Genomic DNA, 14,660 nt, shown 5'->3' on the forward strand with positions numbered 1-14,660 from the left:
GCCGTATACTTTTGCAAGTACATTAGTGATTGCTGCAGTTAGTGTAGTTTTACCGTGGTCAACGTGGCCGATTGTACCAACGTTTACGTGCGGTTTTACGCGTTCAAACTTTTCTTTTGCCATGACGGAACCTATCAGTTTTGTGTATCTAGATTACATATGAAAATAATCCACCAAAGGTAGATTAATTTAATTTTTTCAAATTTCAAATAGTTTTTTCTGACAGATAAAGGAAGTATTCAAGGAGATTCTTATGACTGGTGCTGATAGGCAGATTTGAACTGCCGACCTCACCCTTACCAAGGGTGCGCTCTACCAACTGAGCTATATCAGCAACACCATAATTGGAGCGGGCAGCGGGAATCGAACCCGCATCATCAGCTTGGAAGGCTGAGGTAATAGCCATTATACGATGCCCGCTTTAGGAACCTGTTCTTAAACTACCTCTAACCGTCAAGAATAAAGTGGTGGAGGGAGCTGGATTCGAACCAGCGAAGGCTGAGCCGTCAGATTTACAGTCTGATCCCTTTGGCCGCTCGGGAACCCCTCCACGATAATTCTTTACTAATTCACTTTCGGTAAAAGGAAAGTGGTGCCGACTAACCGAGTCGAACGGTTGACCTACTGATTACAAGTCAGTTGCTCTACCAGCTGAGCTAAGTCGGCACTGCTTTAGTACGGGGCGAGATATTAGAGTAAGGTTTATTATGATGCAACTATAAAATTAAAAAAAATGTAATTTTTTAGCTTAAACGCTCAGATTTCATGCAAAAGTGCTTAATTTTACTGTTTTTCGTCGTTTTCACTGAGCTCATGCCAGTAATTTAATCCTTTCATAACGAGTAAAGAATCAAAAATACTGCCATTTATTTGCTGTTGTAACAGCAAACCGTAACCACCGGCGCACAAAATTTGTGGTTTTTGTTCGGCTGTTACCTGTTTAAGTTGATATTTGGCCTGCTCAATAGCACCTAATGTTGCCATCAGCGCGCCATTTTTTAATCCATTGGGTGTGTTTTTCCCTAACTCATTTAAAAAGGGGGTATTAGCATCATCAAACACGCGTTGGGTATTTTGTGTTAATGAGCGAGTCATTAAATCAAGACCAGGCAATATCCAGCCCCCTAAGTGCTCGCCTTCACCGCTCAATACATCAATTGTGGTTGCAGTGCCGGCATCAACAATAATGCAGGGAGTATTAGGGTAAAGTGTAAAACCCGCCACCAACGCAAGCCAACGATCAATACCTAAATTGCCAACCTGTTCATATGCGCAGCTTAGCCCACTGAGGTTTTTGCTAACATGCGCCTCAAAACACGGAATATTTTTTTTAGCAGCTAATGTAAGCGCTTCATTTAATAGTTCACTTTTGCCTACACAGGCATACACAACAGCCGTTATTGCTTGCCACGGCACGTTGTTTATAGTCACGGGCGTTGCTTGTTGCTCGTGCCATAAGGCCGCTTTTAATGATGTATTGCCCACATCTATCAACAGCTTCATAATTTAGCCTTTCTTAACGAGATTTCACCGCCGTAGTAACTTTTTACTTCGCCGTCTTGGCGGATACGTATTCCGCCGTGCTGATCAATACCTTCACAGATCCCCCGCCAACTTCTATGCCCAGTATTGAGTTCTATACATTCTCCAGCAAAGGCATTGAGCGCGTTCCACTGGGCATACATGCTGTTTAGTCCATCTTGCTGGTAATCTGCCAAACGCTGCTCTAAGTAGTAGGTAAGCGAAGCAACTAACTGGTTTTTATCAAGCGCAGTGGTGTGTTGGCTTAAGTCGGTCCATGCTTGGTCAATGTGTTCGCTGGTGTTTTGCGGCATGTGTAGATTAATGCCAATACCAATGACTAGCTGACAAGGGCCTTGTGGTTGCCCATCTAGCTCAACTAGCACTCCCGCTAACTTTTGCTTATTTATGTATATGTCGTTTGGCCATTTAAGCTCTATATTAATACCGTAAAGAGCTTTAATGGTATCGTATACAGCAAGCCCTACGGCAATTGATACACCCATAGCTGCTTGTAGTCCATCATCTAACCGCCAAAAATAACTGTAATATAAGTTAGCCCCAAACGGTGATTGCCATACACGCCCTCGCCTTCCTCGCCCAGCTTGCTGCATTTCGGCAACCACTACAGTACCAGACTCAAGCGCTGCTTTATTTTGAATACGGCGCATTAGCTCGCTGTTGGTTGAATCAATAATAGGGTGCACTTCTACTTGGGCTTTATTTGCGCCTAACGCGTGATAATACTTAGTTATATTGCCTTGGTTTAGCAAGCCCACCGCATTGTTTAAACTGTAACCTTTACCTGTCACTTTAAATATGTCGAGTCCCATATCTTGCAATGTTTGAATATGCTTACTCACAGCCGCACGGCTTATACCTAACTGCTCGCCAAGGGCTTGGCCCGATACAAAGCCACCTTGGTTAAGCGCATTTAATATAGCGAGTTTATTCCCATCAGGTGCTTTCATTGCGCATGCTCCGTAATGATATGGCATTCACTATGTGTGTTTATAAGCCTTACTTCGTGCTCTAGCGTTATGCCGTAACGTGCAAATACCGTATTTTGTATGTGCGTGATCATAGTGATTAAATCGCTACCTTTACTATTACCATGATTAACTAATACCAGCGCCTGCTGCTGGTGCACCTCAATACCTGCTACTGCGTAGCCCTTCAAGCCCGCTTGGTCAATTAGCCAACCTGCCGCCACTTTGTGATGGCTTTCTCCATAAGGGTAATGCGGTACATCGGCAAAGCGCAAAAGTAGCGCTTGTAAACACGCATTGCTAATAATCGGATTTTTAAAAAAGCTACCCGCGTTGGCTAAAGTGTATGGGTTTGGCAGCTTAGCGTTACGAATTGCAATAACCTGCTCGTATACCTTTTTAGGGGTGGGGTTTTGCAATACGTTGAGTGGGCCATAACTTAAAACTGGCTGCCATTTTTTAGGCAATGCTAAATTGACTTGAGTGATCACTGCTTTATTTTTTAAGGCGTGCTTAAAAATAGAATCACGATAAGCAAACTCACACTGAGCGTTAGTTAAAGTCACCTTGTTTTTAGTGGCTATATCAATGTACTCAACCGACTCTACAAATTGGGCGAGCTCAACACCATAAGCACCAATGTTTTGTACCGGCGACGCCCCAACAGTGCCCGGAATGAGGGCTAGGTTTTCAAGCCCTGCAATATTTTTATCAAGTAAATAGCTTACAAGGTTATGCCAGTTCTCGCCCGCAGCTGCACTCACAAGTACGTCATTTTCACGCTCGGTAATAGTAATGCCCTTAGTGGCCATTTTAATGACGGTGCCTGTGTAGTTTTCTAAAAATATTGTGTTGCTACCTTCCCCCAATAAACAAAACGGAGCACTAAAACGGTGTGCTTTAAGTTGCTCAACCGAGGTTATTTCAACAAAATGCTGGCATTGATTGTTTAGTGCAAAGGTATGTAAAGGTTTTAATGAGTGCGCCACAAAGGTCTCTGAGTGTACTGGTAACTAATCGCAGTAGTTTACCTTATTGTCGCAAAGAATGTAAAAATCACTCAACCCGCTGTATCAATCATGATATAAAACCTGCACTTATTATTAGTGTTCAGGGTATTTTATGAAAATTAAACCTCTTTTTTTAAGCCTCGCTATGGCCGGTATGTGCTCGCAAGCAATGGCAAACGCGATTGTTCAAAACTCATACGCCAACCTAGATGATGTGGTAACAACACACTTAAACCTTGATTTAGATGTCGATTTTGCCGACAAGCAATTAGAAGGTTTTGTTGAGCACACGCTAAAGTGGAACAATGACACGAGTAAAAAGCTGGTACTAGATACCCGCGACTTAGACATTGATAAAGTCATGTACCAAACAGCAAATGGCGATTGGCACAAAGCTAAATTTACACTGGCTGAGCGCGATGATGTTAAAGGCTCAAAACTAACAATTACATTAAAAAGCCAAGCGCCAAAAGTACGTATTTACTACAACAGCCGCCCAGAAGCATCTGGCCTGCAATGGTTAACACCAGAGCAAACAGCCAGCAAAACGCACCCGTTTATGTACAGCCAATCGCAGGCTATCCACGCTCGTAGCTGGTTACCAGTACAAGATACCCCTGCCATGCGCGTTACTTACTCTGCTCGTATACATACACCAAAAGATATACGTGCCGTAATGAGCGCCGATAACAAAGATGCGCTATACAAAGATGGCGACTACCACTTTGAGATGCCGCAGGCTATTTCGCCGTACTTAATTGCAATTGGTGCAGGTAATTTAGAATTTAAAGCCATGTCAAAACAAACAGGTATATTTGCCGAGCCTGAAATTTTAGACGCTTCGGTTGCCGAGTTTAACGACACCCAAGCCATGATCGACAAAACCAACGAAATGTATGGTGAATACGCATGGGGCCGCTATGATTTATTAATGTTACCGCCGAGCTTTCCGTTTGGTGGCATGGAAAACCCGCGACTTTCGTTTATTACTCCTACCGTAGTAGCAGGCGATAAAAGCTTAGTTAACCTTATTGCGCATGAGCTTGCCCACTCTTGGTCTGGTAACTTAGTTACCAACGCTACGTGGGAAGATTTATGGTTAAACGAAGGGTTTACCTCATACGTTGAAAACCGCATTATGGAAGAAGTGTTTGGCCGCGACCGCGCTGTAATGGAGCAAGCTTTAGATGCAGCAGGTTTACGTGCCCAGCTTAAAACGATTGACGCACCTGATACCCGCCTTAATTTAAAACTTAATGGCCGTGACCCAGATGATGCATTTAGCTCAGTGCCATACACTAAAGGGCAGCTATTTTTAATCTACCTAGAAGAAAAATACGGCCGTGATAAGTTTGACGACTTTGTTAAGACCTACTTTAATGAGTTTGCCTTTAAATCGCTGACTACGGCGCAATTTGTTACTTACTTAAAAGCTAACTTAATTGAAAAATACCCTGGCGTTGTAAGCATGGATAAAGTAAATGAGTGGATTTTTGAGCCTGGTTTACCAAGCGATGCGCCCACCCCAACATCTGATGCGTTTGACAAAGTAGATACAGCAAGCGCGGCATGGCTAAAAGGTGAAACAAGCGCAGCACAATTACCTACGGAAAAGTGGACAGTGCACGAATGGCTACACTTTTTAAACAACCTACCACGCGACTTAAGCTTAGATAAAATGGCAGAGCTTGATAAACAATTTAACCTAACGCAATCAACCAATGCAGAGCGCGCGTTTGCATGGTTTATGTTAGCGGTAGGTAATGGTTACCAACCTATTTACCCAGCGCTTGATAAGCACTTATCAGGTATAGGTCGTCGTAAGCTAATTGTGCCATTATACAAAGCACTTATTAAAAATGGTAAGCGTGAGTGGGCACACGATGTATACATCAAAGCACGCCCAGGCTACCACCCACTTGCTCAAGGCACCATAGACGCTTTATTTGATAAATAAGCAACCTGTTTTACCCTAAAGGTGTTCACACCTTTAGGGTAAAACAGTAAAACCAATAAAAAAGGCCGATTTATCGGCCTTTTTTAATACTGTAACTAAGCTCAGCGCAGTTAGTGCTTAAAATTAGTAGCTGAGATAAGTTTATTATTCAGCGCCTTGGTTCGTTACCTTTTCTAAAAAGGCTTTTCGTTCAGCAAGCGTTGCTTGTTGCCACCAAAATTCTAGCATTTGCGGTGCACTTGGCATGCCTTTGCCATTAATGGGCGCAATAGGCTTAATAGGTTGGCTTGAACGCACTGGGCCCGCTGGCACCGCCTTTTGTAAAGCCGGCTTTTTACTTGCCAGCTGTGTATTTGAAATAACACTAAGCGGCTGTGCAACCGCAGCTCCCTTTGCTTTTAAACTTACCTGCGGTGCCTCAGCAAATATTTTTGCTGATACTGCGTTATCGGCACGATTAAACACCATGTCATAATCTTTGTTATCATCAACAGTAATATCTACCCAAAAAGGTTCAGACTCAATTATCTCATGGTCGTCAAAGCCTGTCTCGTATAAATCGGTGTACTTTAATTTTAACCGATAAGAGCCTGAGGCAAGTTCAATATCATCAACTCGACTAAATAGAGAGCTTTCAATCACTCTTTCGCCGACTTGTAAGGGCACTAATTCTTCAGGGAAGTGAATATTTGCGCCATACACCGACATACTCATCAAGAATGCCGCAACTGAGGTTATTAACATTGGTTTACGCATAAAAACTCCTTTATTTGTTTTGAGTTTGACACTGCAAACAAAATTTGTCATTAGTGACTTTAAATTCAAACCTTACATTTAAACGATTATGAGCACAGAGACCCTATTTACAAAAATTATTAACCGTGAAATCCCTGCAGACATTATTTACGAAGACGAAACTACCCTTGCATTTAAAGATATAAACCCACAAGCCCCTTTTCATGTGTTAATTATTCCAAAAAAAGCAATTGCTACTATTAATGATATAAATAGCGAAAACTCTCATTTAGTTGGAAATTTATACGAAGTGGCTGCAAAGTTAGCTAAGCAGTTTAACTTTAGTGAAGACGGCTACAGAGTTGTAATGAACTGCAATAAACACGGCGGGCAAACCGTGTATCACATACATTTACATATGCTTGCAGGCAAAGAAATGGGCTGGCCTCCATATCAAGATGCTAAAAAAATATAAAATTAATAATAAAAATTCACTGGAATTATTGGTATTACTCTAGTTACAAATGTTATTGTTTACCATGTATATAAAGTGAAAAATAATTACTTATTTGCAACATTTTATGTTTAAATAATCGTAAAATCGTACTTGTTCACAAGGCGAAACCGGACTTTCTAATACAAAAGGTGTGGAAGTCGTGGTAAACTTAACTAGTCAGCTTTATAAAAAGAGTATAAAAACATGAGCAGTTCAGCCTTTTTGTTATTAGATCAAGAGCCAATTAACACCATTGGCATTAACGTTTTAGAACCTTTGTTAAAAACGCAAGGCCTTGACGTAACCACGGGTACAAATATTTTAGATGTACCAGAAGGGACTCGATTACTGTTTATTGAAACATCAAGTAACGATGCATGGAGTAAACTAAAAGAACAGTTAGTTAACCTGCGCACCAAGTGCGATATCGTATTATTTAACCTAGACGAAAACCCTGAGCTTGCTAACCGCGCGCTTTTGAGCGGTATTCGTGGCGTGTTTTATACGACTGATAACGCTGATGTATTAATGAAAGGTATTCGCTTACTTTTAGAAGATCAGCTTTGGTACAGACGTGACATTATGTGTAATGCGCTGAACCGCATGCTGCAGTTCAATAAAGATGCACTGCACAAGCTGACCGAAGGCGATATAGAGCCAATTAAACTTACTAAACGAGAAAAAGCAATAATCTCGTTAATGAGTAAGGGATCTAAAAACAAAGAAATAGCTGAAGATCTAAGCATCAGCCCACATACCGTTAAAACACATTTATACAGCGCTTTTAGAAAAACGAAGTGTCGTAACCGTATTGAGCTACTATCTTGGGCTCAACAAAATATTCCAGACGAAATTCGTTAATCAATTTCGTATTTTAAAAACAGGCACTTAGGGTGCCTGTTTTTGTTTGTGCTATATGCTTGTTAAATTATTCGCTTTTTATTACTCTACTTGAAGTACCCATTGCTGGAACCTTTATGCTCGACTCATCTACCCTCTTTTTTGCCAGCATTGCCGTTATCATTGTAATGACTCTTCTTAACTTTTTAACTTGGCGCACAAACAAAAATACCCCGGGTACGCTGCTTTATATTTTTTACCCGGTTTTATTACTGGGCGCAGTCATTGGCTTTACGCTAATTGGTAAAACACACAATCTTATTGTGATTAGTATCGCCAGTAGCATGATGTTTGGCGCATCGATTGTGCATAGTTTGGCCATATGCCAATTTTTAGATTATAAGGGGCCTGGGTTTAAACTACTGTGTGCATTTACTGCGTTTAGTGCCGTCATGTTAGGGTATTATTCGTTTTTTGACCCTTCATTACGCGAACGAATTTACGTCTCAGATGTACAGCACATTGCTGAAGCCGCGTTTTTGCTGTTTTTATTTATTAAATATGCACGAAAACCCTACCCCAATGGCACCATTGTTTATATTTTAATATTAACGTTAGTTGCCCTGAGCTTTATTAGCCGCTCATTATTTATGGCTAATATTGAACAGCCCCAGTTATTACAAAGCCCATGGTTTAGCAGCTTACTGTTTTTAAATGGCGTTATTGCTCCGATGTTTTATGCTGCCGGCATGGCGCTAATGTGCAATGAACGCAGGGAAAAAAACCTCAACAAACTGGCCGACAAAGCCCAAAAAGATTTAGAAATTAGAGGTCTGTTTTTATCAACTATTAGCCACGAAATTCGCACCCCTCTTAATGGCATATTGGGCAGCGCCCAATTAGTTATGAACCAAAGCACCGACACCCGCAATAAAGCCTATTGTGAGGCTATTATTAATTCGGCCGAGTCATTAAATTTATTGGTTGATAAAGTACTCGACTACGCAAGCCTTGACCAAAGCGATGAAGCACTTTACGAAGAAGACATTGAATTTAAAACCTGGTTAAACAATTTGTGTTTATTGCTCAGCCCATTAGCGGAGCAAAAACAGCTTAAGTTTGAACTGGTATGTAATATCCCTGAGCAAGCTTGTTACTACTGCGATCAGCAAAAGTTAAGGCAAATAATTATTAACCTTGTTGGTAACGCCATTAAATTTACCGACCACGGTATAGTAAAAATTCAGGTTGATTTGATAAGCGACAAACACCTTGAACACACCATAAAAATTAGTGTTAAAGACTCAGGTCCAGGTATCGAAAAAGACGAAATAGCCTACTTAACAGAACCCTACGTACAAAGTAGCGCCGGTAAAGAAAAAGGCGGTACCGGTCTTGGGCTTGCAATAACCAGCCGACTGCTCGAAAAGCTTGGAAGCCGCTTAGAAATAACCAGCCAATTAGGCACCGGTAGCGTATTTAGCTTTACTACTACGTTTACGCTAGGGGAGCTTAGCTTGGTAGAGCAGCGCCATCAAAACAAAGACTACTTAACTGGCCTTGAAGTGCTACTCGTCGAAGATTTAGATTTAAATCAAAAAATTGCCATTGAGTTTATGGCTGAAGATGAACATAAAATAAAACTCGCCAAAGATGGCAAAAGCGCTATTGAACTAATGCAAATACATCATTTTGACGTTATTTTACTGGATATGAACCTACCTGACTTTACTGGTCAAGAGGTGTTAAAACGACTGCAGCGGTTGGAGCATAAAAACCAGCGCACCCCCGTACTCGCCTTTACAGCAAGCTTAAGCCCTGATGAGGTAAAAGAATACTTAGCTTTAGGTATAAAAGACATAGTCGGCAAACCAATTAAGCAGCAAAAGCTTCGCCAAGCACTGAGTGATTCACAATCAAATCAAACTGCAAATATAGCTGTAGAGCTAGTAGACACTTTGTACGACGAAACCGCAGCAGAAACGCTAACCAGCTCATTTAGTGAGGATGAAGTGTCGTCGATTTACAATGAATTTGTACTCTCAGCACGGACTAAACTAACCCGATGCCAAGAACTTATTGACCAGCAACCAGAGCAGTGCATTAAATTATTGCACCGCCAAGCAAGCACCGCGCTGCAATTAGGCTTTAACCGTTACGGTATTGAGCTTAAAAAAATAGAGCGCCGCCTGCTTGATAACAAACCCCATAATAACCTGCTAGATGAGGCGTTAGAGCTATGGCAGCGCAGCCTAGAACAATACTTAAAGTACGTGCGCGGGCAGTTGGGTTAGCATTGAAAAGCATATACCTTGGATGCTTTAGTTTATTTATTCAAACCTGGCAACTTCTTCAAAGCTTAGCCCAGTAAAGCCGTGCGCTTGCAAAGCACAAAATAGATTTAGAGAAATGTCTCTATCACTTACACGAGAGTCAAGAACATAAGTACCTTCAAATCGATCCTCTGGAATTTTAAATATACAACTATGCTTTGGTAGTTTTTCTTTTTTGAATACCGCTTTTTGTAATCCAATATTTAAACCTGGTAGCATAAAAGTACTCATTTCAACATCCAAAAATCCCCTTATTGTTCTAGTGACATTATAAAAGTACCAGTTTTCATCACCTACATAGAAAGGTAGTAACTCTCCCGAATCTTCAAAAATATCTGCCAGTTCATTTGCTACGTGCTCTTTTATAGCAAGGCCTTGTAAATTTATTGCTGTAATATCACCTATAGGTGTCTTTTTTTCTTGATTGTAATGCGCACTAAAATTTATTAATGTTGACTCTTTTGATGAACCATCAGGCTTCCATAGGTCAGGCTCACATAAAGATTCGCTATCAGGAAATATGACTCTGTAATGGTTAACGTTTGGCGTGATTTTATAAATAACTTTACTCATTAGTACCCATAAACTCCATTTTGTAGCGATATAGCAATTGATTGTAAAATCGCTGCACATTCACTACGTGTGTTTGCTAACGATAGTTGATTAGTAATATTTAGATAATATAACTCTGTATGAATTTTTGCATGATTAGAAGCGTCAGGCATAGCTGGGTGAGGAACGTAGTTTTCGTTCTTTGGCAAAAAGACTCCATTACTTGGATCATCTATTCGAATTTTAAATTTAGCAAGTATCTTTCTAGCAGCTCGCGCCAGCTCATGAGTACCAGATACAATCGCATGGGTAGCCGTATTTGGTGGCTTTTTACCAGCTCCTGTTGCAGACATATATCTTGCCATTCTTTGCGGCCGGTGTTTTTCTTTCAAAAGAGCTTCTGTTGTTGTTCTATTTGCCATCTCTGCATAACGAGAATATGCTAATAAACCAAACTTAACACTCCGAGTAGCTATCTTATTATAAAGGCGAGCAGCATGTTGAGCAATTTCAGCTTCAGTAAGTTTACGTTCGGTCTCTTTTAAAGTTTTCTCCAACTCGTTTGAAATAAGTGTTTCTGAGTCTCTAAACTTATAAATAACACCTGATTCTCTTATACTTTGGCGTAACCCTTGAAGGAGTTCACCAGGTTCTACTTGAACAGCTGTAATCAAAGATTTATCCATGTAACGTCCCTATAATTTTAACTGACAACATAGTATTTTAAATAACTTTTTATTTCAATCAACAACCTCGCTACTTAAGTTTATCACTAGAAAACCACTTTATTTAAATACCTAACCTTCCATATTTATCATCAAAACGCTCTATGTCACTTTCATCTAGTACGGCGCCAGTTTGTACTTCAATGACAATTAGCGGCTCTTTTTGATTGTTCGCTAAGCTGTGTATTTGTTTTGCTGCAATGTAGCAAGATTGGTCGTGGCTAAGTGTTAGCAATTGCTCATCAATCCGAACATCAGCAATCCCCGATACCACCACCCAATGCTCTGCACGATGCTGATGGCGCTGCGTTGAAAGTTTAGCGCCGCTATTTACGGTTATTTTTTTAACTTTAAACCCTGCCCCTGTTACTAAAGTGCGGTAATTGCCCCATGGCCGATACACAACCTGATGGTGATTGAGTTTATCACTTTGGCTAACCGCTAATTGCTTGAGCAATAAAGGCAGACCATCGAGCTTGTTTTTATTGGCAACGAGGGTGGCATCGTGGGTATGAATAATAGCTAAGTCGCTAACTCCAAGGGTAGCAACGCTGTGATCGTTTTCGCTTATAACAAAATTATTAGTACTATTCTGCGCGCTATGGCTGTCGTTTTCATTATTGCCATGTGCATCTTTTTTAATAAGGCTAGCCAAAGCACTAAAGCTGCCTACATCACTCCAATTAAGAGCAACAGGCAGCACTGCTACATTATTACTACGCTCTAAAATGGCGTAATCGATAGAGTCACTGGGGCAGGTTTTAAGTGGCTCACTTACCGGCCTTGTAAACCCTAAATCGTCAGAGAAAGTAGCCGCCGCGCTTACACTGTGTGCAATTTTTGGGGCAAAACGTTCAAGCTCATTTAAATAGGCTTGTGGTGTAAATAAAAACATCCCGCTATTCCAGCTATAACCGCCTTGAGTTAAATAATGCTCAGCGGTAGCCAAGCTTGGCTTCTCTTTAAACTCAGCCACTTTATAGCAATTTGAGCCTACTATTTTACTACCTTGCTTAATGTAGCCAAACCCAGTGTGGGGCTGTGTTGGTGTAATTGAAAACGTGACCAGCATACCTTGCTGGGCTAATTCAATTGCATCGTTTAATTTAAGTGTGAGCTCAGTAAAGTTGGATATATGATGATCGGCAGGCATCACCAGTATTGGCCCTGTTATGCCTTGCTGTAAAGCGTAGTGTGCTGCCAGCGCAATGGCCGGCGCGGTATTTTTACCCTGCGGCTCTAACAAAAGTGCATGAGGAGCGGCCTGTGCACTTTGCTCAGCAGCAATAAAGCGGTGCTGTTCGTTACAAACAAGTATTGGCTTTGCAAACCCCTCGTCCGATACACGCGCTAACGTACTTTGTAATAGTGAGTGTTTGTTATCAAGCAGAGGTAAAAATTGCTTAGGCATAGCTTGGCGAGAAAGCGGCCATAACCGTGTGCCAATGCCGCCTGCTAAAATTACCGGTGTTATAAGGGTTGTATTCATAAAGCCGCCAATAAACATATCAGCGGCTATTTTAGCACTTTATTGGCTAGGCGCTAATGCTTAGCGATTTATACCAAGGTAAACGCGTCGGCATCTAAATAAGCAGGAAACGAGGCTTTAAAATCATCAAGCGGTGCTTTTTCAAGTGTTACGGTAAGTAACTCTTGTGTATTGTCTTTTGCTTTGGCGAGTGTATCGCCTTTAAAGTCGTACACAGCCGTGCCACCATTATGTGCCACACCATTGCCATCATCGCCAACACGGTTAACGGCTACTACATAACACAGGTTTTCCATAGCGCGCGCCATTAATAATGTATCCCAAATATGGCGACGAACCGCAGGCCAGTTGGCTACGTTTATCATTACATCGTAGTCGTTATTATTACGCTGAAAAACCGGAAAGCGCAGGTCGTAACACACCTGCGGTAATAGCTTAAAGCCATTAATTTCAAATATCTTACGCGCTTGCCCTGCTACGACATAGTCGCCCTCACTCCCTAAACGAAACAAATGGCGTTTATCGTAATAATTCACCTCACCATCGGGTTTTACCCAATAAAAACGGTTTGCTTTTTTATCGCCTTGTGCAACTAATACTGACCCTGCAATAACGGCGTTAAGCTTATGTGCTTGGGTTTTTAGCCAAGTAACTACTTTGCCATTTTCGGGCTCTGCGCAATCAAGGTTAATTGCAAAACCAGTAGCAAAAGTTTCAGGTAGTAAAATTAAATCAGGGTTATCGGTTATCTCTGCTAATTTTTTATCAAACATGGCTAAATTGGCGTCTTTATCAAGCCAATGCAGCGCACTTTGAACGAGTGTAAGCGTTAAAGTTGACATAATATTTGCGCGGCCTCTATTAAAGTTTCATCGTTTTTAGCAAAACACAGTCGAATCACTTTATCATTTGAAGGTTGCTTGTAAAACACACTTAAAGGAATAGCAGCAACCCCAGCTTGCTCTACTAGCCAGTGGCAAAAATCTACATCATTAAGATCAGACACCTCACTATAATCAAGCAATAAAAAGTACGTACCTTGGCTTGGTAAAATAGTAAAACGACTGTCACTTAAGTGCTGCGCTAATAAGTCGCGCTTTTGCTGATAAAAATTGCTTAGCGCATCTACATGCTCGCCCTGTTGCTCAAGCATGTCGGCCAATGCGTGTTGTGCAGGTGTAAAGCTTGAAAAAGTAACATACTGGTGTATTTTTCTAAATTCAGTAGCAAGCGGTGCAGGGGCAATACAGTAACCCATTTTCCAGCCGGTGCTGTGAAACGTTTTACCAAAGCTTGATATAACAAAACTTTTTTCACGTAGCTGCTCACCGCAAAGCATGCTTAAGTGTATGTCGCCGTCAAAAGTAATGTGTTCGTAAACCTCATCACTTATGACATATAAATTGTGCTCGCTTACTAACGATTTAAGCGCGTTTATATCATGGCTTTTAAGTATTTTACCGCTTGGGTTATGTGGCGTATTAATAATTATAGCGCGCGTGTTTTTGCTCACTGCGCTGCGAACAGTTTGCCAATCAATAGCATAATCGGGTGCATGCAGTGCAATATGAACAGTTTTACCGCCAGCAAGCTCAACGGCAGGCTGGTAAGAGTCATAGGCGGGGTCAAACACAATGACTTCATCATCGGGGCGTACTATAGTTTGAATAGCGACAAACAATGCTTCGGTGGCGCCCGATGTAACTGTAACTTGCTCAGCTGCATCAATTTTTGCCGCATATTTACGCGCCACCAAATTGGCTATCTGTTGTTGTAAACGGGGTACTCCACTGGATGGCGAATATTGATTAACCCCTTGCTGAACATAAAAATTCAGTTGGTTTTTTAGTAATTCTGGCGCATCAAACTCAGGAAAACCCTGCGATAAATTTATTGCCGAATACTGACTTGCTAAGCCACTCATTTGGCTAAATATACTAACACTTGAATTTGGTAATTTACTTTCAAACACGACAGGCCCTTAATGATGGTTTTGCGCTTAAAGCGATGCTA

The 14,660-nt window shown here is 41.2% G+C and carries 14 protein-coding genes and 4 tRNA genes; 4 read left to right on the forward strand and 14 right to left on the reverse strand.

The window, feature by feature from the left end; genetic code table 11:
• The 8 genes from CWC16_RS09895 to murB form a co-directional block, all read right to left on the reverse strand.
• On the reverse strand, positions 1-123 hold a 123-nt coding region (locus tag CWC16_RS09895), incomplete at its 3' end, for a GTP-binding protein (protein ID WP_249929207.1).
• A gap of 135 nt (positions 124-258) precedes the next feature.
• Positions 259-334 (reverse strand) — tRNA-Thr (locus CWC16_RS09900).
• 11 nt (positions 335-345) lie between these two features.
• Positions 346-420, reverse strand: a tRNA-Gly gene (locus CWC16_RS09905).
• A 45-nt stretch (positions 421-465) separates the two neighbouring features.
• Positions 466-550, reverse strand: a tRNA-Tyr gene (locus tag CWC16_RS09910).
• A gap of 40 nt (positions 551-590) precedes the next feature.
• A tRNA-Thr gene (locus CWC16_RS09915) sits at positions 591-666 on the reverse strand.
• Positions 667-783: 117 nt separating this feature from the next.
• Positions 784-1,503: a type III pantothenate kinase gene (locus CWC16_RS09920; protein WP_138541423.1), complete on the reverse strand. Its 720-nt coding sequence runs from the start codon at positions 1,501-1,503 to the stop codon at positions 784-786.
• On the reverse strand, positions 1,500-2,492 hold the full coding sequence (gene birA / locus CWC16_RS09925; RefSeq protein ID WP_138541424.1) for a bifunctional biotin--[acetyl-CoA-carboxylase] ligase/biotin operon repressor BirA: 993 nt from the start codon (positions 2,490-2,492) through the stop codon (positions 1,500-1,502). Before birA ends, CWC16_RS09920 begins: the two co-directional genes overlap by 4 nt.
• Positions 2,489-3,499, reverse strand: a complete 1,011-nt coding sequence (gene murB, locus CWC16_RS09930) for a UDP-N-acetylmuramate dehydrogenase (protein WP_138541425.1) — start codon at positions 3,497-3,499, stop codon at positions 2,489-2,491. Before murB ends, birA begins: the two co-directional genes overlap by 4 nt.
• 133 nt (positions 3,500-3,632) lie before the next feature.
• Here murB and CWC16_RS09935 point away from each other — a divergent pair, with 133 nt between their 5' ends.
• Positions 3,633-5,477, forward strand: coding sequence for a M1 family metallopeptidase (locus CWC16_RS09935; RefSeq protein WP_138541426.1), 1,845 nt, complete (start codon positions 3,633-3,635; stop codon positions 5,475-5,477).
• A gap of 144 nt (positions 5,478-5,621) precedes the next feature.
• On the opposite strand, the gene CWC16_RS09940 is transcribed toward CWC16_RS09935, so the two are convergent.
• The gene (locus tag CWC16_RS09940) at positions 5,622-6,233 is read right to left on the reverse strand and encodes a DUF2057 domain-containing protein (RefSeq protein ID WP_138541427.1); all 612 of its coding nucleotides are present in this window, start codon (positions 6,231-6,233) and stop codon (positions 5,622-5,624) included.
• A gap of 88 nt (positions 6,234-6,321) precedes the next feature.
• On the opposite strand from CWC16_RS09940, the gene CWC16_RS09945 reads away from it, so the two are divergent.
• The 3 genes from CWC16_RS09945 (at position 6,322) to CWC16_RS09955 (ending at position 9,842) form a co-directional block, all read left to right on the forward strand.
• Positions 6,322-6,687: a histidine triad nucleotide-binding protein gene (locus tag CWC16_RS09945; RefSeq protein WP_055015582.1), complete on the forward strand. Its 366-nt coding sequence runs from the start codon at positions 6,322-6,324 to the stop codon at positions 6,685-6,687.
• Between the two features lie 225 nt (positions 6,688-6,912).
• Positions 6,913-7,569, forward strand: a complete 657-nt coding sequence (locus CWC16_RS09950) for a helix-turn-helix transcriptional regulator (protein WP_055015568.1) — start codon at positions 6,913-6,915, stop codon at positions 7,567-7,569.
• A gap of 116 nt (positions 7,570-7,685) precedes the next feature.
• The gene (locus CWC16_RS09955; RefSeq protein ID WP_138541428.1) at positions 7,686-9,842 is read left to right on the forward strand and encodes an ATP-binding protein; all 2,157 of its coding nucleotides are present in this window, start codon (positions 7,686-7,688) and stop codon (positions 9,840-9,842) included.
• A 36-nt stretch (positions 9,843-9,878) separates the two neighbouring features.
• Here CWC16_RS09955 and CWC16_RS09960 read toward each other — a convergent pair whose 3' ends face one another.
• The 5 genes from CWC16_RS09960 to CWC16_RS09980 all read right to left on the reverse strand — a co-directional run bounded on the left by CWC16_RS09960 (position 9,879) and on the right by CWC16_RS09980 (position 14,619).
• Positions 9,879-10,454, reverse strand: coding sequence for a hypothetical protein (locus tag CWC16_RS09960; RefSeq protein WP_096740309.1), 576 nt, complete (start codon positions 10,452-10,454; stop codon positions 9,879-9,881).
• Positions 10,454-11,119, reverse strand: coding sequence for an AHH domain-containing protein (locus tag CWC16_RS09965; RefSeq protein WP_096740310.1), 666 nt, complete (start codon positions 11,117-11,119; stop codon positions 10,454-10,456). Before CWC16_RS09965 ends, CWC16_RS09960 begins: the two co-directional genes overlap by 1 nt.
• Before the next feature lie 103 nt (positions 11,120-11,222).
• Entirely contained in the window at positions 11,223-12,647 is a 1,425-nt protein-coding gene (locus CWC16_RS09970; protein WP_138541429.1) for a mannose-1-phosphate guanylyltransferase/mannose-6-phosphate isomerase, read from the reverse strand.
• A 68-nt stretch (positions 12,648-12,715) separates the two neighbouring features.
• On the reverse strand, positions 12,716-13,489 hold the full coding sequence (locus CWC16_RS09975) for an amidohydrolase (protein WP_138541430.1): 774 nt from the start codon (positions 13,487-13,489) through the stop codon (positions 12,716-12,718).
• Complete coding sequence (locus CWC16_RS09980) at positions 13,477-14,619, reverse strand: methionine aminotransferase (protein WP_138541431.1); 1,143 nt, start codon at positions 14,617-14,619, stop codon at positions 13,477-13,479. The genes CWC16_RS09975 and CWC16_RS09980 overlap by 13 nt, the downstream gene beginning before the upstream one ends.
• Positions 14,620-14,660 lie beyond the last annotated feature (41 nt).

Source organism: Pseudoalteromonas sp. S3776, assembly GCF_005886915.1.
Taxonomy (GTDB): Bacteria; Pseudomonadota; Gammaproteobacteria; order Enterobacterales; family Alteromonadaceae; genus Pseudoalteromonas.